The organism is Faecalibacterium longum (assembly GCF_040094125.1).
GTDB classification, from domain to species: domain Bacteria; phylum Bacillota; class Clostridia; order Oscillospirales; family Ruminococcaceae; genus Faecalibacterium; species Faecalibacterium longum.
Map to the genome: position 1 here is coordinate 32,374 of NZ_JBBNIH010000070.1, position 19,962 is coordinate 52,335.

The window sequence follows — 19,962 nt, forward strand, 5'->3', positions numbered from 1 at the left end:
GCTCACAGCAGCTCGGCAAGGATGCTGTTCTGTACGATGAGCCCGGCAGGCGTGAGGGCGAGGGTGTGGCCGTCAAAGTTGGCGTAGCCGCTCTTCACGCAGTTTTTCACAAAGGACAGCTGCGAAGTGGAGAACTCCCTGCCATAGCGTTTTTTGTATTCGTCGAGGCTCAGACCTTTGCGCAGACGCAGCTGCAAGATGAGATAATCCTCCGCACCGCAGCCGCCGTCCATGACGGGCGCGGCCTCGTCCCGCAGAAAGGCTTCGGTGTCGGCGGGGTAGTAGAACCGTTTGCCGCCCATGCAGGAGTGGGCCGCAGGGCCGATGCCCAGATAGTCGCCGCAGTCCCAGTAGATGAGGTTATGCTTTCCCTCATAGCCCGGGCGGGCGAAGTTGGAGATCTCATATTGCCGGTAGCCATGATGTTCCAGCTGCTCGACGGCGTAGAGGTAAAAATCTGCCGCCTCGTCGGAGGTGGGCAGACCCTCGGGGGGCGTCCGGCCAAAGGCGGAGTCGGGCTCGATCTTCAAGAGGTAGGCGGAAATGTGGGCCGCGCCGCCATCCTCGATAAGCTCCAGCGTCTCGTCGAACTCGGCCTGCGTATAATGGGGCAGGGCCAGCATGATGTCGCCGCTGATGTTCTCGAACCCGGCACGGCGTGCGGCGGAGAAAGCGGCCCGCGCCTGCTTTGCCGTGTGGGGGCGGCCCAGCGTCTTGAGCTGGCTGTCCCGGGCCGACTGGACGCCGAAGGAAATGCGGTTGACGCCCGCCTCCCGGAATGCCCGGAGAGAGTCTTCGGTCACGGTCTCAGGGTTGGCTTCCAGCGTGATCTCGGCCCCGGGCAGGGGCTGCGCGGCGTCGATGAGCCGGGCGGCGTCTGCCGGGTCCAGCAGACTGGGCGTTCCACCGCCGAAATAAAGGGTGTTCGGCCGCAGGGGCGCGTCCGGCGCAAACCGGGAGAGTTCCCGCAAAAGGGCGTCCACATAGGCCCGGGGGACGCCGCGCTGGCCGGGGGCGGAGTAAAAATCACAGTACCGGCATTTGGAAAAACAGTAAGGGATATGCAGATAAAGTCCGAGGGACATCAAATATCACAGCCTTTTTCATGAATCGTTCATTTCTATGCAGTATACTATATTTCGTAGACCGGGGCAAGGCCGATGCCGATGCCCTGATTTTGAATGGAGGATTCCTTATGGATTACAACAACTATGACCGCGGCTATGCGGAGCCTTCGATGAGCGCATCGGACTATATGACCCGCACCTACCGCTGGATGGCCGGCGGCCTGCTCGTCACCTTCGCAATGGCCTATATCACGGCGACCACGTCCCTTATCTATCTGGTCGATTCGCTTTACTTCCTGCTTACCATCGGTGAGCTGGCGCTGGTGTTCATGCTCAGCGCCCGGGTGCAGAAGATGTCCATCGACGGTGCAAGAGCCGCGTTCTTCGGATACGCCATCCTGAACGGCATGGTCCTGAGCTACTACTTCCTGATGTTCTCGGTAGGCACGCTGGTCATGGCCTTCCTCGCCACGGCGGTCTACTTCGGCCTCATGGCTGTGTACGGCACCACTACCCATAAAGACCTCACCGGCTGGGGTCCCCGCCTCATGATGGCTCTGGTGGCCATGATTGTCACCAGCCTCGTGGGTGCGCTCTTCGGCTTTGGCTTCGGCACCTCGGTGCTCTACTGCGGCATCGGCCTGGTGGTGTTCATGCTGCTCACCGCCTATGATACCCAGAAGCTCCGCCAGATCTACGCCTACTATGCAGGCGACGCTGAGCTGGCCGAGAAGGCTTCCATCTATGGCGCACTAACCCTGTATCTGGACTTCATCAACATCTTCCTGTACGTTGTCCGTCTGCTGGGCATGAACAGCCGCAGCCGCAACAATTAAATCAAATTTTTCGTAGCCGCCGTGCAGAGCGTTTGCACGGCGGCTCTTTTTTGTCAGAATGCCTGCTTTGAATCATGATAACTGTGCGATTTGCCAAAAATCGAGGGAAAGGTTGACAGAATGCCGGGGGGGGGTAAAATTTGTGTGGTGATGCGGCAGATGATGTTTGCGGCAGCAGCACACAGAGCTTATTTTTATTGAGGAGGGGTTTCGAATGAAACTGTTCAAAAAGGTTCTCGCCGCAGCCCTCGCGGGCGTGCTGGCACTGTCCGTCCTGACGGGCTGTAACAACAGCAATAGTGTGGCTACCGTGAAAATGCTCGATGCGCTGAATGACTGGGCGAAGGTCTATGGTGTGGATACTACCTTCGAAAAGGGCAATAAAGAATTGCAGGAACAGGTAAACGCACTGGTGAAGACCGTGGATGAGGTCGGCAAGGGCATCGATTTTGGAGATGCCAAGGACTTCGATGATGTGTACAACGCCATTATGAAAGATAAAGCTGCAAGGCTGAAGCTGGGGGCTTGGGCAGCGAAGTTTACTCAAGCAAATGTTGGTGATGGTTCGCCGCTGTATGAGTGTGGCTTTGCCGATATTAGCGCAACGCTGTCTGCAAGTAGCAATAAGAACATTTACTATGCAGGTCAGCTGATGACTTCCATAGGCCCCATCAATGCTCCTGACACGGAGTGGGATAATGGTGAGCCTAATTGGACTGTGGGTGACAAATCTTATGTTGCCGTTGCGACCGGCGAGGTTGGCGGTAAGAAGTACATGATCGCGCTCTTCCAGACCACTGCTGTAACGAATCCGAAGTATCAGCCGGGTGACAATGGCATGGGCGAAGGTGCTAGTAAGGATTGAGCCTCAGCCGCAGCAATGCCCGCCCACTGAATCATGAACCCGTTAGGCCCCGGTCCGCCGGGGCCTTTTTTCGTCCTTATGAATAAACCCCGCTCTGCCGCTCCAAACTACCACCAAAGAAACGATTCCGTACACAAAGATGGATTGGAGTAACGAACGATGGAGCAATTCAGAAAGTTTTTGCGGGACAAAGCCTTTGCGCTGGTGCTTACCGCCTGCCTGCTGGCGGCGGCAGCGGCCGGTGTGTGGGCTGTGCGCACGGTGCGCAATGAGCTGAAGCAAGATCTGGACGCGGTGCGAAGCCCGTCCAGCACCGCCCCCGGCATCGACGAGGGCATCAACACATCGCCCGGCGTTGCCGGAGAGGAGGAAGCCGAATGGCAGCAGCAGAACGCACCCGCAGCAAACAGTGTGGCCAATGTGCCAAAAGCCGACAGCTCGTCCGGTGGGGCTGCGTCCTCTTCTGGTGCGCGGTCTGGGTCTGGTTCGGTGCGCGAACCCTCCGCGCTGCAAACCGAGTCCTTGCCTGCCAGCAGTTCGGCTGCGCCTGCCTCCACGCAGCCTGTCTCGGGGCGCGTCTTAAACAGCTACAGCGGCGATGAGCTGGTCTACAGCAAGACGCTGGGTGACTGGCGCACCCACAACGGTGTGGACTACGCCGCCAGCAGGGGCGCGGAAGTGACCGCCCCGGCGGCAGGCAAGGTGGTGGAGACCGGCACGGACGACAAGTGGGGGCCTGTGGTCGCCATCGAAGATGCTTCCGGCAGGATCTGGCGGGTCTGCGGTACGACGGATGCCAAGGTGAAGAAGGGCGACACCGTCTCGGTCGGGCAGACCATCGGCAAGGTGGGCAGCGTGAGCTGTGAGTGTGCCGAGGAGAGCCACATCCACTTGGAAGTCATGGAGGGCGAAAAGTATCTCGACCCCATCAAGGCCATGAAATAAGCAAAATTTTCCGGGCAGGTGCAGCAGAACGCTGTACCTGTTTTTTTCACATTGCTTTTGGCGGTCGATTCTGGTATGATAAACTAGAATAAGTGTGAAGACAGAAGAAAAAGCGGAGGAAACGAAACATGAAGGTCTTAGTGGTAGGCGGCGGTGCTGCCGGCCTGATGGCGGCGGGCGCGGCCCTGCGGCAGGGGCATGAGGTGACGGTGCTGGAACATATGGAAAAGCCGGCTCAGAAAATTCTCGTCACCGGCAAGGGCCGCTGCAATGTGACCAACGACTGCACCGCAGAGGAATTTCTGCACCATGTGCGGACGAACCCCCGCTTTTTGTTCTCGTCGCTGGGGGCTTTCCCGCCGGCCAAGACGATGGAGCTGTTTGAGTCTCTCGGTGTGGAGCTGAAAGTGGAGCGCGGACGCCGGGTGTTCCCGGTGTCAGATAAGGCCGAAGAGATTCGGCAGGCTCTTCTGCGGTACGCAGATGGAGCGGACATCGTCCACGACGGGGCAAAAAAGCTGCTGCTGGAGCCGCTGGCCCAGCCGGAAGAAGCGCCTGCCGCGCCGGAAAATCCGCGCCACCCGAAAAAGAAAAAGCCCGGCCCGGCCTATCGCTGCGTGGGTGTACGGGGAACTTCGGGCCGGGAGTACAAGGCGGACGCCGTGCTGGTGGCAACGGGCGGCCTGAGCTACCCCACCACCGGCTCCACCGGCGACGGCTACAAGCTGGCCCAGCAGGCGGGCCACACCCTCGTGGAGCCTGTCCCCAGCCTTGTCAGCCTCGTGAGCCATGACGCCGACTGCAAGAAGATGATGGGCCTCGCCCTCAAGAACGTGACTCTTACCCTCCACGAGGACGGCAAACCTATCTTCGAGGAGCAGGGCGAGATGCTGTTCACCCACTTCGGCATCAGCGGGCCGCTGACCCTCAGCGCGTCGAGCCATCTGGGCGACATGAAAAAGCACAAGTACGAAGCTTTTATTGATTTGAAGCCTGCCCTCAGTGAGGAACAGCTTTATGACCGCATCACCCGGGACTTTGCCCTTCTGGCGAACCACGCGGCGCAGGGCGCACTGGTGAAGCTGCTGCCGTCCAGTATGCAGCCGGTCATGGTGGCCCGCTGGGGCATCGACCCGGCCACCAGGGCAAACCAGATCACCCGGGAGCAGAAGCGGGAACTGGTACAGCTGATGAAGCACTGGCGGGTGACTATCGACGCCCGGGGCGATTTGGCACACGCAGTCATCACGTCAGGCGGCGTGTCGGTGCGGGAGGTTGACCCCAAGACCATGCAGAGCAAAAAGGCCCTCGGCCTCTACTTTGCAGGCGAGGTGCTGGATGTGGACGCCTATACCGGCGGCTACAATCTGCAAATCGCATTCTGCACGGCACAGAGTTTTGCGAATCATCTGGAATGACCTCTCAGTCTGCTTCGCAGACGGCCCCTCGTTAGGGCAACAACAACGACTGCCGCCAGCGGTGGAACGGCGTCAGCCGTGACGGAGAGGTTTAAGCGGCTGGAAATTTCAGATTCATAGAGAAGGAGATATAAAAATGATTTCTGTTGCGATTGACGGGCCTGCGGGCGCAGGCAAATCTACGCTGGCGCGGCGTCTGGCTGCGGACTTCGGCTACATTTATGTGGACACCGGTGCGATGTTCCGTACCATCGGCCTTTATGCCCTCCGCGCGGGCAAAGAACCGAAGGACAACGAGGCAGTCGATGCGCTGCTGCCCAATATCACCCTCGAGTTTGCTTTTATCGAGGGTGAACAGCATATCTATCTGAATGGCGAGGACGTCAGCACGGCCATCCGCACCGAAGAGGTGGGAATGGCGGCTTCTGCCGTGGGTGCAAATCCGGCGGTGCGCGCCTTCCTGCTGGAGATGCAGCGGGACATGGCCAAGACGCAGAACATCCTGATGGATGGCCGCGACATCGGCACCGTGGTGCTGCCCAATGCGACTGTGAAGATCTTCCTCACCGCCAGCCCGGAGGCCCGCGCCACCCGCCGCTGGAAGGAGTACCAGCAGAAGGGCATCGATACCCCCTACGAAGATGTGCTGGCCGACGTCAAGCAGCGCGACTATCAGGACACCCACCGCGCCGCAGCCCCCCTCAAGCAGGCAGACGATGCCGTGCTGCTGGACACTTCGGAGCTGAATTTTGAGCAGAGCTTTGAGGCCATGAAGAAAATTATCACGGAGAAGGTCAGATGATACTATATTATATTCTGGTCCCGCTGGCATGGCTGGTGTTCCACATCGGCTTCCGCGTCCGGTGTGAGGGCAGGGAGAACCTGAAAAAAATCGGCACGAAGGGCTGCATCATTGCCCCCAACCATATCTCAGCCATCGACCCGGTGTTCGTCGTCATCGCCCGATTCTGGGGCCAGCGGATGACCGTGTTTGCCAAGAAAGAGCTGTTCGAGATAAACGCATTCCTGTCGTGGTTCTTCCGGTGCGCCGGTGCAGTCTGTGTCCGCGGCACGAAAGAAGAGGTCAGTGTCATCGACGACACCGTGAAAAAGTGTCAGGAGGGCGGTACACTGCTGCTCTTTCCGGAGGGTACGCGGGAGCAGGAGGGAAAGTTCCTTCCCCTCAAGAGCGGCCTCTTCGTCATCGCGGCGGCAGCAAATGTGGACGTCGTGCCTTGCCGTATCTACTACGACACCCCTGATGGTAAGATGAAGCTGTTCTGCAAGGTGCGTGTCATCTTCGGCGAGCCCATGCCCGCTGCACAGTTTGCAATGGAAGGCCGCCGCGACATAAAGAAACTGCGGGAAAATAAGCAGGCCGTTCTGGATGCGTGGAGTGAATTGTGATGAACCTCTCAGTCTCGCTATCGCTCGACAAGGCCGAGTTGCGGCTCCCAGCATCCGCTTCGCATTGCTTGCGTCTCGCTGGCCGCTGCCCCAACAGCGACTCCCTGTTTCCGCCACTGGCGGCGGTCGTCGCTGTTGCCCCTAATAGGGAAGCCCTCTGACGAAGAGATGAAGCCTTGCGGAATGCCAAAGCCTCCCCTCGGTAAGGAAGGCGGCATCGCGCAGCGGTGACGGAGAGGTTGAATTTAGGAGAGTACAATGGAAATCAGACTTGCAAAGACTGCGGGTTTCTGCTTCGGCGTGGACCGCGCGGTCAAGTTGACCTACGGTCTGCTGGATGAGGGCCGCAAGGTGGCCACCCTCGGCCCCCTCATCCACAACCCCCAGACCGTGGAAGACCTTGAGCGCCGGGGCGCACTGGTAGCAGACACCCCCGCTGATGTCCCTACGGGCTACGAGGTGGTCATCCGCAGCCACGGTGTCCCCCGCAGCATTTACGACGAGCTGGAAGCCCGGGGCTGCACTTATCACGATGCCACCTGCCCCTTCGTGAAGAAGATACAGAAGATCGCTTCCGAGGCCGAAGCCGCCGGTGCAGTGCTCGTGGTGGCCGGTGATGCGTCCCATCCGGAGGTGCAGGGCATCGTCGGACATACCCGGGGAGAGGTATTCGTTTTCAGCGATTTGGCCCAGCTGAAGGCGTGGAAAGGGCCTTCGGACCCCCAAAAGCCCATTTTTGCAGTTGCACAGACCACATTTCAGGTAACAAAATGGCAAGAAAGTTCGGAGTTTCTCAAAAAAGCCTATACAAACGCCCGAATTTTTGATACAATATGTAATGCGACGTGGGCGAGGCAACAGGAAGCGGAAGACCTCAGCCAACAATGCGACATCATTGTTGTCATTGGCGGTCATCATTCTTCCAATACCCAAAAGCTGGTACAGGTCGCCGCAAAGCATACGCGAGCCGTAACGGTCGAGACAGCGAGCGAACTTCGGCCGGAATGGTTTGCAGATGTAAAGACGGCGGGCGTCACAGCCGGGGCTTCAACGCCATCGTCTATTATTGAGGAGGTACTTAACAGTATGAGCGCAGAAATCAATGACAGCATGAGCTTTGAGGAGATGCTGAACGCATCCGAGGAAAAGCGTGTTCATGCAGGCAGTATTGTGAAAGGAATCGTGACCAGCATCTCTGCCAACGAGATCCAGGTGGATATCGGAGCTAAGCAGACCGGCTTTGTCAAGCTGAGCGAGCTGACCGATGATTCCTCCGCCAAGGTCGAGGACCTGGTGAAAGTTGGCGATGAGCTGGACCTCATCGTCGAGAAGGTTATGGATCAGGATGGCGTCATCCAGCTCTCCCGCAAGAAGCTCGCATCTCGCAAGGGCATGGAAGAGATCGCCAAGGCAGCTGAGTCCGGCGAGGTCGTCGAGGGCGACGTCACCGAGTTCAACAAGGGCGGCGTTGTCGTCAACGTCAAGGGCGTCAAGGTGTTCGTCCCCCGTTCTCAGGCCACTATGCGCCGCGACGAGGACTACACTGCTCTGGTCGGCCAGCACGTTCAGCTGGTCGTCACCGAGTGCTCCGGCCGCAAGATCGTCGGCAGCATCAACAAGGTCACCGCTGAGCAGAACAAGGCTAAGCGTGAGGAGTTCTGGGCAAGCGTCGAGGTCGGCAAGACCTACACTGGCGTCGTCAAGAGCCTGACCTCTTACGGTGCATTCGTTGACATCGGCGGTGTGGACGGTCTGTGCCACATCAGCGAGCTGAGCTGGAACCGCATCAAGCATCCCTCTGAGGTCGTCTCCGTTGGCGACACCATCGAGGTGTATGTGAAGGATATCGACACCGAGAACCACAAGGTCTCTCTGGGCTACAAGAAGGCTGAGGACAACCCCTGGGAGCAGCTGAAGAACAACTACCCCATCGGTAGCACCTTCCATGCTCCGGTCGTGTCCCTGACCAAGTTCGGTGCATTCGTCCGCATCCTGCCGGGTGTTGACGGTCTGGTCCACATCAGCGAGATCAGCAATGACCGCGTTGAGAAGGTCTCCGACGCACTGAAGGTCGGCGATATGGTCGACGTGAAGCTGCTGGATGTTGACTTCGACAAGAAGCGTATCAGCCTGTCCATGAAGGCTCTGCTGAACGACGACGCTGAGTAATCAGCCCGCAGCATAGTCTCATCAGACACAATGCGAACTACAGCCCCGTTGCCGGGAAAACGGCGGCGGGGCTGTTTTTGTACAATTATGAAAAACTGGTTTATAAAGCACCGCGAGGTGCTGGCTTATCTCGTTTTCGGTGTGCTGACCACATTGCTGAACATCGTACTGTATGCGCTGTTCAGCCGCCTGTTCGGCTACGAAGCTGCCAACAGCTGGGGCAATGTGCTGGACAATGTCATCTGCATTTTGTTCGCCTACGTCACCAACCGGGCGTTCGTCTTCGCCAGCCGGACGCAGGGCAGAGAAGCGCTGAAAGAATTTGGTGCATTCGTCACCTGCCGTCTGGGTACACTGGTATTGGATGCCGCCATCATGATGATCTTCGGCAACCTGCTGGCCGCCCAGGGGGCGGCTCTGGTGGAGAGCTTTATGAACGGTGCGCTGAGCCTGTTGGCTGGCTGGTTTGGCCCGGATACGGTGCTGCACATGGCCACCGGCGGCGCAGCGCCCGCTCCCTCCATCTCCGACGGCTCTGCCGCCATTGCCATCATTGGCGGTGCCGACGGCCCGACGGCCATCTTTGTCACCAGCTTCTACGATGCCCAGGCGCTTTGGGGCATGGCGGTGAAGGTGTTCTCTAACGTGGTGGTGGTCGTGCTGAATTATGTGTTCAGCAAGCTCATCGTTTTTAAGCGTAAGTGAGATATTTTTCTGTCGGCGGCAGAAAAATATCTGATATAATTTCAGGAGGTACGGTATTATGAAACGTGGTCTGAAAGGTTTTGCATTTCTGGTCTCCGGTCTGGTGCTGGGCATCATCGGCGCAACGGTGTCTGCAACGGCCATTGCCCTGAGCGCTGTCGGCATGGCGAAGGTACGCCGTGCCACCAAGAACTAAGAAGCTGTTTTCAAAACAACTTCGATTCAGGAGGAAAAAAGTATGAATCGTGAAGAGATCCTGTCCCACGTCGATCACACCCTGCTCAAGCCTGAGGCTACCTGGCCCCAGATCCAGACCCTGTGCGACGAGGCCATCGCCAACCACACGGCTTCTGTCTGCATCAACACCTGCTATGTGAAGCAGGCTGTCGAGTACATGGCGGGCCGCATCCCGGTCTGCTGTGTGGTCGGTTTCCCTCTGGGCGCAATGGACACCGCTTCCAAAGCTTTTGAGGCCAAGACTGCCATCGAGAACGGCGCTGCCGAGGTGGATATGGTCATCAACATCGGCCGCCTGAAGAACGGCGAGTACGACGCCGTCCGCGAGGACATCCGCGCCGTCAAGCAGGCTGTGGGCGATAAGGTCCTGAAGGTCATCATCGAGACCTGTCTGCTGACCGACGACGAGAAGCGCAAGATGTGCGACATCGTCTGCGAGGCAGGCGCTGACTACATCAAGACCAGCACCGGCTTCTCCACCGCCGGCGCAAACTTCCACGACGTGGAACTGATGGTCAAGGGCGTGGCCGGCCGTTGCAAGGTCAAGGCCGCCGGCGGCATCTCCACCGTCGAGGATATGGAGAAGTTCCTCGCCCTCGGTGCAGACCGTCTGGGCACCTCCCGCGCCGTCAAGATCCTGAACGGCGAGCAGGCAAAGGGTTATTGATCCTTATCGATCTGCGCGAAATGTCAAAAAAGAGTGCGACTCTTCTTGACATTTCGACGAAGCAATGATAAGATATTACCCGGACAAACTGAATACCGACTTATCAAGAGCGGCTGAGGGTACAGGCCCTGTGAAGCCCGACAACCTGTGTGTGAGCATAAGGTGCCAAATCCTGCGGGAAACCGAAAGATAAGAGTGCAACGCTCAGAGCTTCGGTTCTGAGCGTTTTTAATTGCATAAACTTGATGAACGAGTAGGAAGCTGTCAATATCGATACACACACCCCAACGCCAAGGAGGTACAAAAATGGCAAAGCACCGTCTGTTTACTTCTGAGTCCGTCACCGAGGGCCATCCCGACAAGATCTGTGACCAGATCTCCGACGCCATCCTCGACGAGATCCTGACCCATGACCCCGACGCCCGCGTGGCCTGCGAGACCTGCGCATCCACCGGCCTCGTCCACATCATGGGCGAGATCACCACCAACTGCTACGTCGATTTCCAGAAGATCGTCCGCGAGGTCGTGGCTGACATCGGCTACACCCGCGCAAAGTTCGGATTCGATGCCGACACCTGCGCCGTCATCTCCAACATCGACGGCCAGAGCCCCGACATCGCCCTCGGCACCAACGATGAGGTCGGCGGTGCCGGCGATCAGGGCATGATGTTCGGTTATGCCTGCGACGAGACCCCCGAGCTGATGCCCATGCCCATCAGCCTGGCCCACAAGCTGGCCAAGAAGCTGACCGAAGTCCGCAAGAGCGGCGAGCTGGACTATCTGCGTCCGGACGGCAAGAGCCAGGTCACTGTCGAGTATGTGGACGGCAAGCCCGTCCGCGTGGACGCTGTGGTCATTTCCAGCCAGCACAGCGATGCCGTCAGCATGGAGCAGCTGCGCGCCGACGTGATGGAGAAGGTCATCAAGGCCACCATCCCCGCCGAGCTGCTGGACGAGAACACCAAGTATTATATCAACCCCACCGGTCGCTTCGTCGTGGGCGGCCCTCAGGGCGACACCGGTCTGACCGGCCGTAAGATCATCGTCGATACCTACGGCGGCTACGCACGCCACGGCGGCGGTGCTTTCTCCGGCAAGGACCCCAGCAAGGTGGACCGCAGCGCCGCTTATGCGACCCGCTGGGTGGCCAAGAACATCGTGGCCGCTGGTCTGGCCAAGCAGTGCGAGGTGCAGGTGGCTTACGCCATCGGTGTGGCAAAGCCCGTCTCCATCATGGTGGACACCTTCGGCACCGGCGTCGTGGCTGACGAGAAGATCGAGCAGGCTGTGGAGAAGGTCTTCGACCTGACCCCCGCCGCCATCATCCGCGACCTCGACCTGCGCAAGCCCATCTACCGCAAGCTGGCTGCTTATGGCCACATGGGCCGCGAGGACCTGGGCGTGAAGTGGGAGAACACCGACCGCGTCGAAGAGCTGAAGGCTGCTGTCGCTGCCCTGTAAGAGTAAAAACTTAAAAGAATGACTTTTGAGCCGGAGAATGTATGGTTTTTGTAAAAAACACATAGTCTCCGGCTCTTTTTCGAAAAAGAGATGTGCAAGGCGCAGAAAATGCAGGTTGGATGCAAGTTTCTAGTGTCGAAACGCCGAAAATGTGATAGAATAAATAGCGGATATGCACTTCAACGTCTGATTTTATCAACTGATAAAAGAAACTTTAAGGAGCTATAATTATGTCTGTCATTATCCCTAAGGATTGCTTCCACCAGCCTCAGGTCGCCGACCTGCGCCTCATCGCCTGCCCGGGCGCCGAGGAGCTGACCAACCTCATCGACAAGCATCTGGTGCGCTGGGCCAGCGAGGCCGGCTACCAGACCAATAGCTTTATCATCGAGAGCGCCTGCCCCCGCTTCCAGAGCGGCGACGCCAAGGGTCTGGTCAAGGAGTCGGTGCGCGGCGACGATATTTTCATCGTTGTTGATCCCGGCAACTACAGCGTGACCTACAAGCTGTTCAACTATGAGAACCACCTGTCTCCGGATGACCACTTCGCCAACCTGAAACGCCTCATCCAGGCCGTGGCCGGTAAGGCACACCGTGTGTCTGTCATCATGCCCAGCCTGTACGGTGGCCGTCAGCACCGCCGCGTGTCCCGCGAGAGTCTGGACTGCGCTGTGGCTCTGCAGGAGCTGCAGGCCATGGGCGTCAAGAACATCATCACCTTTGATGCTCACGACCCCCGCCTGATGAACGCTGTGCCTCTGATGAGCTTCGACAATGCGATGCCCACCTATCAGGTCCTGAAGAACCTGCTCAAGAAGAACCCCGAGATCAGCTTCGACAAGGACAAGTTCATCGTGGTCAGCCCCGACGAGGGTGCTATGAGCCGCAACATGTACTTCTCCAGCGTGCTGGGCTGCAATCTGGGTATGTTCTACAAGCGCCGCGATTACACCCGCGTGGTCAATGGCCGCAACCCCATCGTCGCTCACGAGTATCTGGGCGATTCCGTCGAGGGCAAGACCGTCTTCGTCGCTGACGACATTATCGCTTCCGGCGAGAGTATGCTGGAAGTTGCCACCAACCTGAAAGAGCGCGGCGCAAAGCGCATCATCGCCAACGCCACCTTCCCGCTCTTCACCAGCGGCCTCGAGAAGTTCGACAAGGCTGTGGCCGACGGCATTCTGGACTACGTCACCGGCACCAACCTGACCTACCGTATGCCTGAGCTGCTGACCCGTGACTGGTACGTCGATGTTGACGTCTCCAAGTACGCCGCATACTTCGTCGTGGCCCTGAACCATGACATGTCCGTTTCCAGCATCATCGACCCCATCAAGAAGATCGAGGCTCTGCTGGCAAGCCGGAAATAATGACAGATATTTCCTGATATTCATCCAATAGAAAAACACCCGCAATGCTGATGCACTGCGGGTGTTTTTTCGTTATTCTAATGCTTTCAGCGCCTCGACCACACGCTGATATTCTTTCTCTACCGGAGGAAACAGCTCGTCGGCACCGTCAAGGCTGCCGCCGCGGAGGGCTTCCGTCAGAGCACTGGACGGGGCGTACAGTGCATCGAAGCCGAGGTTCTGGCAGACGCCCTTCAGGGTGTGAGCGGCACGGAATGCTGTCGGGGCATCCTTCTCTTCCAGCGCCTTTTTCAGGTTCGGGAAGCTGTCGTCCTGTAGAAATTTCAGCGCGAAGCGGCGGACAAAGTCAGCACTGGGCAGACGCTCCATCACGCCCTTGTAATCGCCGCCAATGGCTGCATATACTTGTTCCAACGTCATTTTTATACCTCACTCAAGAACAGTTTCGTCAAAGAGAATTCCTTTTTTCGGGGGGGGGGCGGGGGTATCTCCCTCAGTCTCCTCCGCGAGCCGGTCTTCTACGTCGCGCAGGCATTCCAGCAGCAGCGGATTGAAAGCACCGCGCTTTCCTGCGGTCAGCTCAGCGACCGCTTCTTCCTGCGAGAGGGCCTCGTGCTTGTCCCGCTTGCCGACCAGACCGTCATAGGCATCCGCCAGCGCTACCACCTGTGCTGCGATGGGGATGTCATCGCCCCTCCGGCCATCGGGATAGCCGCTGCCGTCCCAGCGCTCATGGTGCCAGCGGCAGATTTGGATCGCAAACTTCACCAGCGGCTCGTCCTGATACTGGGACAGATTTTCCAGCATCTGCGCACCCAGAATGGGGTGGGTGTGGAGGATGGCAGTTTGTTCTGGCGTCAGGTCGTGGGCGTTGAGGATGCGGTCGTCGATAGCAACTTTGCCGATGTCATGGAGGGAAGAGGCCGTCGTGATGAGGTAGCGGTCCATTCCGCTCAGGCCGTAGATGTCGGTCTTCTGGCACAGACGCTCCAGCAGGATGCTGGTGATGCGCTGCACCCGGGAGATGTGGTGGATGCTCTCGCTGTTGTGGATCTCCATGACCTGGCCGAGGATGCCGATCATCATCTGGTCGTTCTTCTCCCGGTCATAGAATTGCTGGGACACCAGCGCACTGAGACGGCGCTGACGGGCGTAGAGCCGGGTGACATTGGAGACGCGGCGGTGGACGATGCGGGCATCGAAGGGGCGGCTGATGTAGTCCGAAGCACCCAGCTCGTAGGCGCGGCGGACGGTCTGGGAGGAATCCTCGCTGGAGATCATCACGACGGGGATGTCCTCGAGCCAGCCCTGGGCGGACATCCGGGAGAGGACATCGAAGCCGTCCATGTCGGGCATCACGATGTCCAGCAGCACGATGGAAATATCCGAGCCCCAGGCGTTCAGAAGCTCGAGGCACTTGGGGCCGTTGGGAGCTTCCAGGATCTCGAAATCATCGCAGAGGATCTCCGAAAGGATGTCACGGTTCATGGGGGAGTCGTCCACGATGAGCACCATCGGACGGTGGTCATTTTCAGAGCGGACGGCATCGGGGGCGATGTCCTCGGTGACGACAGTGTTCTTGCTGTGTTTTGCAAGGTACATCCGCTTGTCGGCGATGGGCAGGGCATCGCTGATGGGGATGCCGGCGGCCATCACGCCGCCGATGCTGGCCGAGACGTGCATCTTCTCGAACTCGGGCAGATGGGCCGCGAAGAGGCGCTTGTTGATGTCCTTGAGCTTGCGCACGAAAGCCTCAGCCGAGATGTCGGGCAGGATGAGCAGCAGCTCGTCGCCGCCGTACCGCACCAGCATATCGGTGGAGCGGATGCGGCGGTGGATGATGGAGACGATGAGCCGGAGCGCTGCGTCACCGGCTGAGTGACCGTAGGTGTCGTTGCAGAGCTTGAAGTCGTCGAGGTCTATCATGGCGACGCCGGCGTTAAGGTACTTGTGCTTTAATTCCTCTTCATAGAAACGGCGGTTGTAGGCACCGGTGAGGGCATCCCGGTAGATGAGCTCGTTGGAGTTGAGGGTGCTGCGGGCGCTGGCGTCCAGCGGCAGGATCATCTCCATCACATAGGGCTTGCCGTCCACCTCGACATAGCGGGCCGTGACCTGATAGAGGGAGCTGCCAAGCGTTTCCAGCTTGGAGCACTGGCATTTGCCTGCCATTGCCTCGCGCCCCACGCAGCTGGTGCAGGGATGGACATTCTTCCAGGGCGGGTAGCAGGGTTCTTCCGCCAGCATCTTCGGGTCGAGAAGACGGACGGAAGCATATATCTTGCGCAGACAGGCCATCTCCTGTTCGGCCTGCTGGCGTGTCAAATTTTGCTCGGTAAGTTCGGACATGATGTCGCTCCTATTATAACGAGGTAACGAGGTATGGCGTGGAAGGAGGGCGAGAAACAGCAGTCCTTCTGCAGCGGATAATTATAATCATGTAATATACTACCACAATCATGGGAAATCCGTCAATGCATAAAGAAATATTTCCGAAATGGAATGACAGTCTACCGGGATTCCCGGGAAAATAGAAATTTGGAGCAGACCGATAAAATTGTTGCATCCCGGCGCGAAACGGCTCGAAAAGTTTGTAACCGATTTGATAAAAATACGCACAGACACAATAAATTTGGACGCTGGTTGCACAAATATGAAAAATTGTGCTGCTTAACAAAAAGATTTTTGGATACAACAGAATGTATTGTGGAACACTCACAAAATATAGCAAATAATCTTGTCTATTTGTTCTATTGCGAACGGTCGGACGGATGGTTATAATACAAACAGAAACCGCAAAACGTGTAACGAGTGCGCTTTGCGAGATGCTGTGATAAGCGTTAATGAAGGAGAACAAGATTATGAAAATGATTTCTCGTCGTGACTTCCTGAAAGCTTCCGCTGTTGTGGGTGCTACCGGCGTTCTGACTGCCTGCGGCGGTTCTTCCGCTTCTACTGCTGCTTCCTCTACTGCAGCTTCTACCGCTGCTTCTTCTACCGCAGCTGCTGCTTCCGGCTCTGCTAATGTCGGCGTCTGCATCTATCAGTTTGCTGATAACTTCATGACCCTGTACCGCACCGATCTGGAAGAGTACCTGAAGGACATGGGCTACGCCGTCACCATCGTCGATGGCAAGAACGACCAGAACACCCAGACCGAGCAGATCAACACCTTCCTGCAGCAGGGCGTGGACGTCCTGATCATCAACCCCGTCCAGACCACTTCCGCTCAGACCATCGTTGATACCATCAAGCCCTCTGAGACTCCCATCGTCTTCATCAACCGTGAGCCCGACAAGAGCGTTCTGGACTCCTACGCAGACAAGTGCTGCTACGTTGGCGCTGACGCACGTCAGTCCGGTACTTATCAGGGCGAGCTGATCCTCGAGACCGAGACTCAGGGCGACATCAACGGCGACGGCAAGATCACCTACATCATGTGCAAGGGCGATCCCGAGAACATTGATGCTCAGTACCGCACCGAGTACTCCATCAAGGCTCTGACCGACGCCGGCAAGGAAGTCGAGTGCCTGTACGAGTACCTGGACAACTGGGACCAGACCACCGCACAGCAGGACGTCGCAAACGCTCTGGCACAGTACGGCGAGAAGATCGAAGTCGTCTTCTGCAACAACGACGCAATGGCACTGGGCGCTCTGCAGTCTCTGCAGCAGGCTGGCCGTACCGTCGGCAAGGACGTCTATCTGGTCGGTGTTGACGCACTGAGCGAGGCTGTCCAGAATGTCGTCGATGGCAACATGACCGGCACCGTTCTGAACGATGACGTGGGTCAGGCTACCGCCGCCGCAGCTGCTACCAAGCTGTACGTCGAGGGCAGCAAGGTCGAGCAGTACTACTGGGTCGACTACGTCAAGGTCACCAAGGAGAACGCTGCACAGTACATCAAGTAAGCAGCCAAAACCCTATCGTTGCAAGGTGCGCAGTGAACCAATAAGGCTTAATTAAAAGCTAAAAAAGCGCGTGCGTGCGAGAAAATATCTCCGCGCACGCGCCTTATTTTAAGAACCTGTCGGCAAAAGACGCACTTTCCAAGACCCAAAGACAAGGAGGCTCTGAGGAATGTCAGAATACCGTCTGGTAATGAAAGGCGTGGTAAAGACCTTCCCCGGCGTGAAAGCGCTGGACCACGCGCAGTTGGAGCTCCGCCCCGGCAAAGTCATGGCCCTGATGGGCGAGAACGGTGCCGGTAAGTCCACCCTGATGAAATGTATGTTCGGCATTTACAAGATGGACGAGGGCGAGATCGAGTACGAAGGCGAAAAGGTCAACATCCCCACCCCGCTGGATGCACTGAACCGCGGCATCGCCATGGTGCATCAGGAGCTGCAGCCTATCCCGGCCCGTACTGTGGCCGAGAACATCTGGCTGGGCCGCTACCCCACCAAGAAGGCTGGTCCCATCACCATCGTGGACCATGCCAAGATGTACAAAGATACCGATGACCTGCTGAAAAAGCTCAAGCTGGACATCAACTCCCACGCAAAGCTGGGTACACTGAGCATCGCACAGATGCAGATGGTGGAAATTGCAAAGGCTGTTTCCGCAAACTGCAAGGTGCTGATCCTGGACGAGCCGACTTCCTCGCTGACTGCGAACGAAGTCGAGTCCCTGTTCCGCATCATGAACGAGCTGAAAGAGCAGGGCGTCGCTCTGGTCTACATCAGCCATAAGATGGACGAGATCAAGGTCATTGCCGACGAAGTCACCATCATGCGTGATGGTCATTATATCGGCAAGTGGGACGTCGCCAACATGACCAAAGAGCAGATCATCGCCAAGATGGTCGGTCGCGAACTGTCCAACCTGTATCCCCCGCTGGAAAACCACCCCTCCGACGAGATCATGATGAAGGTGGAAGACTTCACCTCCATCCATCCGCGCTCTTTCCGCCACTGCAGCTTCGAACTGAAGAAGGGCGAGATCCTGGGTGTGGCCGGCCTGGTGGGCGCACAGCGCACTGAGCTGATGGAAGGCATTTTCGGCCTGCGCGCTCACACCGCCGGTAAGGTGTGGATCAAGGGTCAGGAAGTCGCCATCAAGCAGCCCCGCGACGCCATCCAGCACAGCGTGGCTCTGCTGACCGAGGACCGCCGCGCCACCGGCATCATGGGCGTGCTGAGCGTGGCCGATAACATCTCTATCGCATCTCTGGACGCCCTGCGCAAGGGTCCCATCATGCTGGATGACAAGAAGATCCTCGAGCTGGTGGCTACCAACAAAGAGAAGATGGCCATCAAGGTCCCCAGCCCCAAAACGGCGATCAAGAGCCTTTCCGGCGGCAACCAGCAGAAGGTGCTGATCGCCCGCTGGCTGGCTAACAACCCCGATGTCCTCATTCTGGACGAGCCCACCCGAGGCATCGACGTCGGCGCAAAATATGAGATCTACTGCATCATCGCCGACCTGGCCAAGCAGGGCAAGAGCATCATCATGATCTCCTCCGAAATGAGCGAGATCATCGGTATGTCCAACCGCGTCATGGTCATGTGCGATGGCCGCATCACCGGCTTCATCGACGGCAAGGATGCTACGCAGGAGAACATCATGGCTCTGGCGACCCAGTTCGAGACCGCGCCCGAAGCGGCGGCGGCCAATCAGTAAACAAGGAGGCTGTCTATCGTGGAAGCTACCAAGAAAGTAACGGGCAAGTCTGTAAAGAAGTGGCTGGGCAACAACGCCATCATCGTCCTGATGCTGGCCGTGTCCCTCATCGTCGGCATCATCCACCCCAACTTCTTCGCACTGGCCAATATCATCAACCTGTTCAAGAACGTCTCTATCCGCTACATCATCGCTCTGGGCATTTCCGGCTGTCTGATCACCACCGGTAACGACCTGTCCGCAGGCCGTCTGGCTGGTTTCGCTGCCTGCCTGGCCTGCATCTTTGCGCAGACCGAGGGCGCTGCCGGCAAGTTCTACCCCAATATGCCCACTCTGCCCACCCCCGTGGTCTTCATCCTCGTCATCGCCATCTGCGCCATCGTGGGCCTGTGCAACGGCCTCGTGGTCAGTTACCTGAAGGTCCAGCCCTTCATCGCTACCCTGGGTATGCAGCAGGTGGTCTACGGTATCTGCCTCGTCTACACCGGCGGTACCCCCATCGGCTCTCTGAACAAGGACTTCACCTCTCTGGCCTCCAACACCCTCTTCGGTGTTCCTGTGCTGATCATCATCGCCCTCTTCGTGGCCTGCTGCTTCTGGTTCCTGTACAACAAGACCCGTCACGGCAAGTATATGTACGCCATCGGCGGCAACGAGGCTGCTGCCGAGGTGGCCGGTGTCAACGTTTACGCCACCAAGATCCGCATCTACATCCTGGCCTCCTGCATGTTCGGTCTGGCAGGCTGCCTGCTGGCTGCAAAGTCCGGCGGCGCATCCGTCAACACTGCAATGGGCTATGAGCTGGACGCCATCGCAGCTTCTACCATCGGCGGCGTCTCCACCACCGGCGGTGTCGGCACTGTCCCCGGCATCCTCGTCGGCGTGCTGGTCTTCGAGCTGATGAAGGTCGCTCTGCAGTTCATGAACGTCAACTCTTCTTACACTTACATCGTGCAGGGCCTTGTCATCATCGTGGCTGTTGCTATCGATATTCGCAAGTACCTCGCAAAGAAGTAATTTCCCTAAGAGAGCGCCTATCGGGCCGTCCACTCGTTGCAGTGGGCGGCCCACTTTGTTATAATAGGTTAAACCTCTCCGTCACGGCTGACGCCGTGCCACCTCCCCTACTAGGGGCAACGGCGACGACCGCCGCCAGCGGCGGAAACAGGGAGTCGCTGTTGGGGCCGCGGCCC

The 19,962-nt window shown here is 57.9% G+C and carries 18 protein-coding genes and 1 riboswitch; of the genes, 15 read left to right on the top strand and 3 right to left on the bottom strand.

Features of this window, described 5'->3' with window-relative positions; all coding sequences use genetic code 11:
- Positions 1–2: 2 nt before the first annotated feature.
- A complete protein-coding gene (gene hemW / locus AAAU26_RS01550) occupies positions 3–1,085 on the bottom strand; it encodes a radical SAM family heme chaperone HemW (protein ID WP_227619060.1) in 1,083 nt (360 codons plus the stop codon).
- 110 nt (positions 1,086–1,195) lie between these two features.
- Here hemW and AAAU26_RS01555 point away from each other — a divergent pair, with 110 nt between their 5' ends.
- From AAAU26_RS01555 to AAAU26_RS01610, 12 genes are all read left to right on the top strand, one after another.
- Entirely contained in the window at positions 1,196–1,903 is a 708-nt protein-coding gene (locus AAAU26_RS01555) for a Bax inhibitor-1/YccA family protein (RefSeq protein WP_227619059.1), read from the top strand.
- A gap of 214 nt (positions 1,904–2,117) precedes the next feature.
- Positions 2,118–2,768 (top strand): hypothetical protein, encoded by a 651-nt coding sequence (locus AAAU26_RS01560; protein WP_207677646.1) that lies wholly within the window; start codon positions 2,118–2,120, stop codon positions 2,766–2,768.
- Between the two features lie 159 nt (positions 2,769–2,927).
- Complete coding sequence (locus tag AAAU26_RS01565; RefSeq protein WP_227619058.1) at positions 2,928–3,713, top strand: M23 family metallopeptidase; 786 nt, start codon at positions 2,928–2,930, stop codon at positions 3,711–3,713.
- 128 nt (positions 3,714–3,841) lie between these two features.
- Positions 3,842–5,131 (top strand): BaiN/RdsA family NAD(P)/FAD-dependent oxidoreductase, encoded by a 1,290-nt coding sequence (locus AAAU26_RS01570; protein WP_158396413.1) that lies wholly within the window; start codon positions 3,842–3,844, stop codon positions 5,129–5,131.
- Between the two features lie 136 nt (positions 5,132–5,267).
- Positions 5,268–5,933 carry a (d)CMP kinase gene (gene cmk, locus AAAU26_RS01575; protein WP_158396415.1) on the top strand — a complete coding sequence of 222 codons (666 nt, stop codon included), beginning with the start codon at positions 5,268–5,270 and terminating at the stop codon, positions 5,931–5,933.
- On the top strand, positions 5,930–6,538 hold the full coding sequence (locus AAAU26_RS01580) for a lysophospholipid acyltransferase family protein (RefSeq protein ID WP_158396417.1): 609 nt from the start codon (positions 5,930–5,932) through the stop codon (positions 6,536–6,538). The genes cmk and AAAU26_RS01580 overlap by 4 nt, the downstream gene beginning before the upstream one ends.
- Positions 6,539–6,796: 258 nt before the next feature.
- Positions 6,797–8,707 carry a bifunctional 4-hydroxy-3-methylbut-2-enyl diphosphate reductase/30S ribosomal protein S1 gene (locus AAAU26_RS01585; RefSeq protein WP_158396419.1) on the top strand — a complete coding sequence of 637 codons (1,911 nt, stop codon included), beginning with the start codon at positions 6,797–6,799 and terminating at the stop codon, positions 8,705–8,707.
- An 87-nt stretch (positions 8,708–8,794) separates the two neighbouring features.
- Complete coding sequence (locus AAAU26_RS01590) at positions 8,795–9,412, top strand: GtrA family protein (protein WP_217211795.1); 618 nt, start codon at positions 8,795–8,797, stop codon at positions 9,410–9,412.
- Between the two features lie 58 nt (positions 9,413–9,470).
- Positions 9,471–9,608: a hypothetical protein gene (locus tag AAAU26_RS01595; protein ID WP_015565914.1), complete on the top strand. Its 138-nt coding sequence runs from the start codon at positions 9,471–9,473 to the stop codon at positions 9,606–9,608.
- Positions 9,609–9,650: 42 nt separating this feature from the next.
- On the top strand, positions 9,651–10,316 hold the full coding sequence (gene deoC, locus AAAU26_RS01600; protein ID WP_158387707.1) for a deoxyribose-phosphate aldolase: 666 nt from the start codon (positions 9,651–9,653) through the stop codon (positions 10,314–10,316).
- A 97-nt stretch (positions 10,317–10,413) separates the two neighbouring features.
- A riboswitch (SAM riboswitch) is annotated at positions 10,414–10,512 on the top strand.
- Between the two features lie 110 nt (positions 10,513–10,622).
- Entirely contained in the window at positions 10,623–11,777 is a 1,155-nt protein-coding gene (gene metK / locus AAAU26_RS01605; protein ID WP_158400097.1) for a methionine adenosyltransferase, read from the top strand.
- Between the two features lie 230 nt (positions 11,778–12,007).
- Complete coding sequence (locus tag AAAU26_RS01610; protein WP_149794891.1) at positions 12,008–13,147, top strand: ribose-phosphate pyrophosphokinase; 1,140 nt, start codon at positions 12,008–12,010, stop codon at positions 13,145–13,147.
- Between the two features lie 72 nt (positions 13,148–13,219).
- Here the strand turns inward: AAAU26_RS01610 and AAAU26_RS01615 are convergent, their stop codons facing one another.
- Positions 13,220–13,567: an Hpt domain-containing protein gene (locus AAAU26_RS01615; protein WP_227619057.1), complete on the bottom strand. Its 348-nt coding sequence runs from the start codon at positions 13,565–13,567 to the stop codon at positions 13,220–13,222.
- A 9-nt stretch (positions 13,568–13,576) separates the two neighbouring features.
- Positions 13,577–15,496 carry a diguanylate cyclase gene (locus tag AAAU26_RS01620; RefSeq protein WP_227619056.1) on the bottom strand — a complete coding sequence of 640 codons (1,920 nt, stop codon included), beginning with the start codon at positions 15,494–15,496 and terminating at the stop codon, positions 13,577–13,579.
- Between the two features lie 512 nt (positions 15,497–16,008).
- Here AAAU26_RS01620 and AAAU26_RS01625 point away from each other — a divergent pair.
- From AAAU26_RS01625 to AAAU26_RS01635, 3 genes are all read left to right on the top strand, one after another.
- Positions 16,009–17,058, top strand: a complete 1,050-nt coding sequence (locus AAAU26_RS01625; RefSeq protein ID WP_174235888.1) for a substrate-binding domain-containing protein — start codon at positions 16,009–16,011, stop codon at positions 17,056–17,058.
- A gap of 169 nt (positions 17,059–17,227) precedes the next feature.
- Complete coding sequence (locus AAAU26_RS01630) at positions 17,228–18,769, top strand: sugar ABC transporter ATP-binding protein (RefSeq protein WP_227619055.1); 1,542 nt, start codon at positions 17,228–17,230, stop codon at positions 18,767–18,769.
- Between the two features lie 18 nt (positions 18,770–18,787).
- Complete coding sequence (locus tag AAAU26_RS01635) at positions 18,788–19,786, top strand: ABC transporter permease subunit (RefSeq protein ID WP_158396431.1); 999 nt, start codon at positions 18,788–18,790, stop codon at positions 19,784–19,786.
- Positions 19,787–19,962: the final 176 nt, after the last annotated feature.

Coding starts and splice junctions, on each gene's coding strand:
- hemW (WP_227619060.1), bottom strand. CDS start 1,085: ATGTCCCTCGGACTTTATCTGCATATCCCTTACTGTTTTTCCAAATGC.
- AAAU26_RS01555 (WP_227619059.1), top strand. CDS start 1,196: ATGGATTACAACAACTATGACCGCGGCTATGCGGAGCCTTCGATGAGC.
- AAAU26_RS01560 (WP_207677646.1), top strand. CDS start 2,118: ATGAAACTGTTCAAAAAGGTTCTCGCCGCAGCCCTCGCGGGCGTGCTG.
- AAAU26_RS01565 (WP_227619058.1), top strand. CDS start 2,928: ATGGAGCAATTCAGAAAGTTTTTGCGGGACAAAGCCTTTGCGCTGGTG.
- AAAU26_RS01570 (WP_158396413.1), top strand. CDS start 3,842: ATGAAGGTCTTAGTGGTAGGCGGCGGTGCTGCCGGCCTGATGGCGGCG.
- cmk (WP_158396415.1), top strand. CDS start 5,268: ATGATTTCTGTTGCGATTGACGGGCCTGCGGGCGCAGGCAAATCTACG.
- AAAU26_RS01580 (WP_158396417.1), top strand. CDS start 5,930: ATGATACTATATTATATTCTGGTCCCGCTGGCATGGCTGGTGTTCCAC.
- AAAU26_RS01585 (WP_158396419.1), top strand. CDS start 6,797: ATGGAAATCAGACTTGCAAAGACTGCGGGTTTCTGCTTCGGCGTGGAC.
- AAAU26_RS01590 (WP_217211795.1), top strand. CDS start 8,795: ATGAAAAACTGGTTTATAAAGCACCGCGAGGTGCTGGCTTATCTCGTT.
- AAAU26_RS01595 (WP_015565914.1), top strand. CDS start 9,471: ATGAAACGTGGTCTGAAAGGTTTTGCATTTCTGGTCTCCGGTCTGGTG.
- deoC (WP_158387707.1), top strand. CDS start 9,651: ATGAATCGTGAAGAGATCCTGTCCCACGTCGATCACACCCTGCTCAAG.
- metK (WP_158400097.1), top strand. CDS start 10,623: ATGGCAAAGCACCGTCTGTTTACTTCTGAGTCCGTCACCGAGGGCCAT.
- AAAU26_RS01610 (WP_149794891.1), top strand. CDS start 12,008: ATGTCTGTCATTATCCCTAAGGATTGCTTCCACCAGCCTCAGGTCGCC.
- AAAU26_RS01615 (WP_227619057.1), bottom strand. CDS start 13,567: ATGACGTTGGAACAAGTATATGCAGCCATTGGCGGCGATTACAAGGGC.
- AAAU26_RS01620 (WP_227619056.1), bottom strand. CDS start 15,496: ATGTCCGAACTTACCGAGCAAAATTTGACACGCCAGCAGGCCGAACAG.
- AAAU26_RS01625 (WP_174235888.1), top strand. CDS start 16,009: ATGAAAATGATTTCTCGTCGTGACTTCCTGAAAGCTTCCGCTGTTGTG.
- AAAU26_RS01630 (WP_227619055.1), top strand. CDS start 17,228: ATGTCAGAATACCGTCTGGTAATGAAAGGCGTGGTAAAGACCTTCCCC.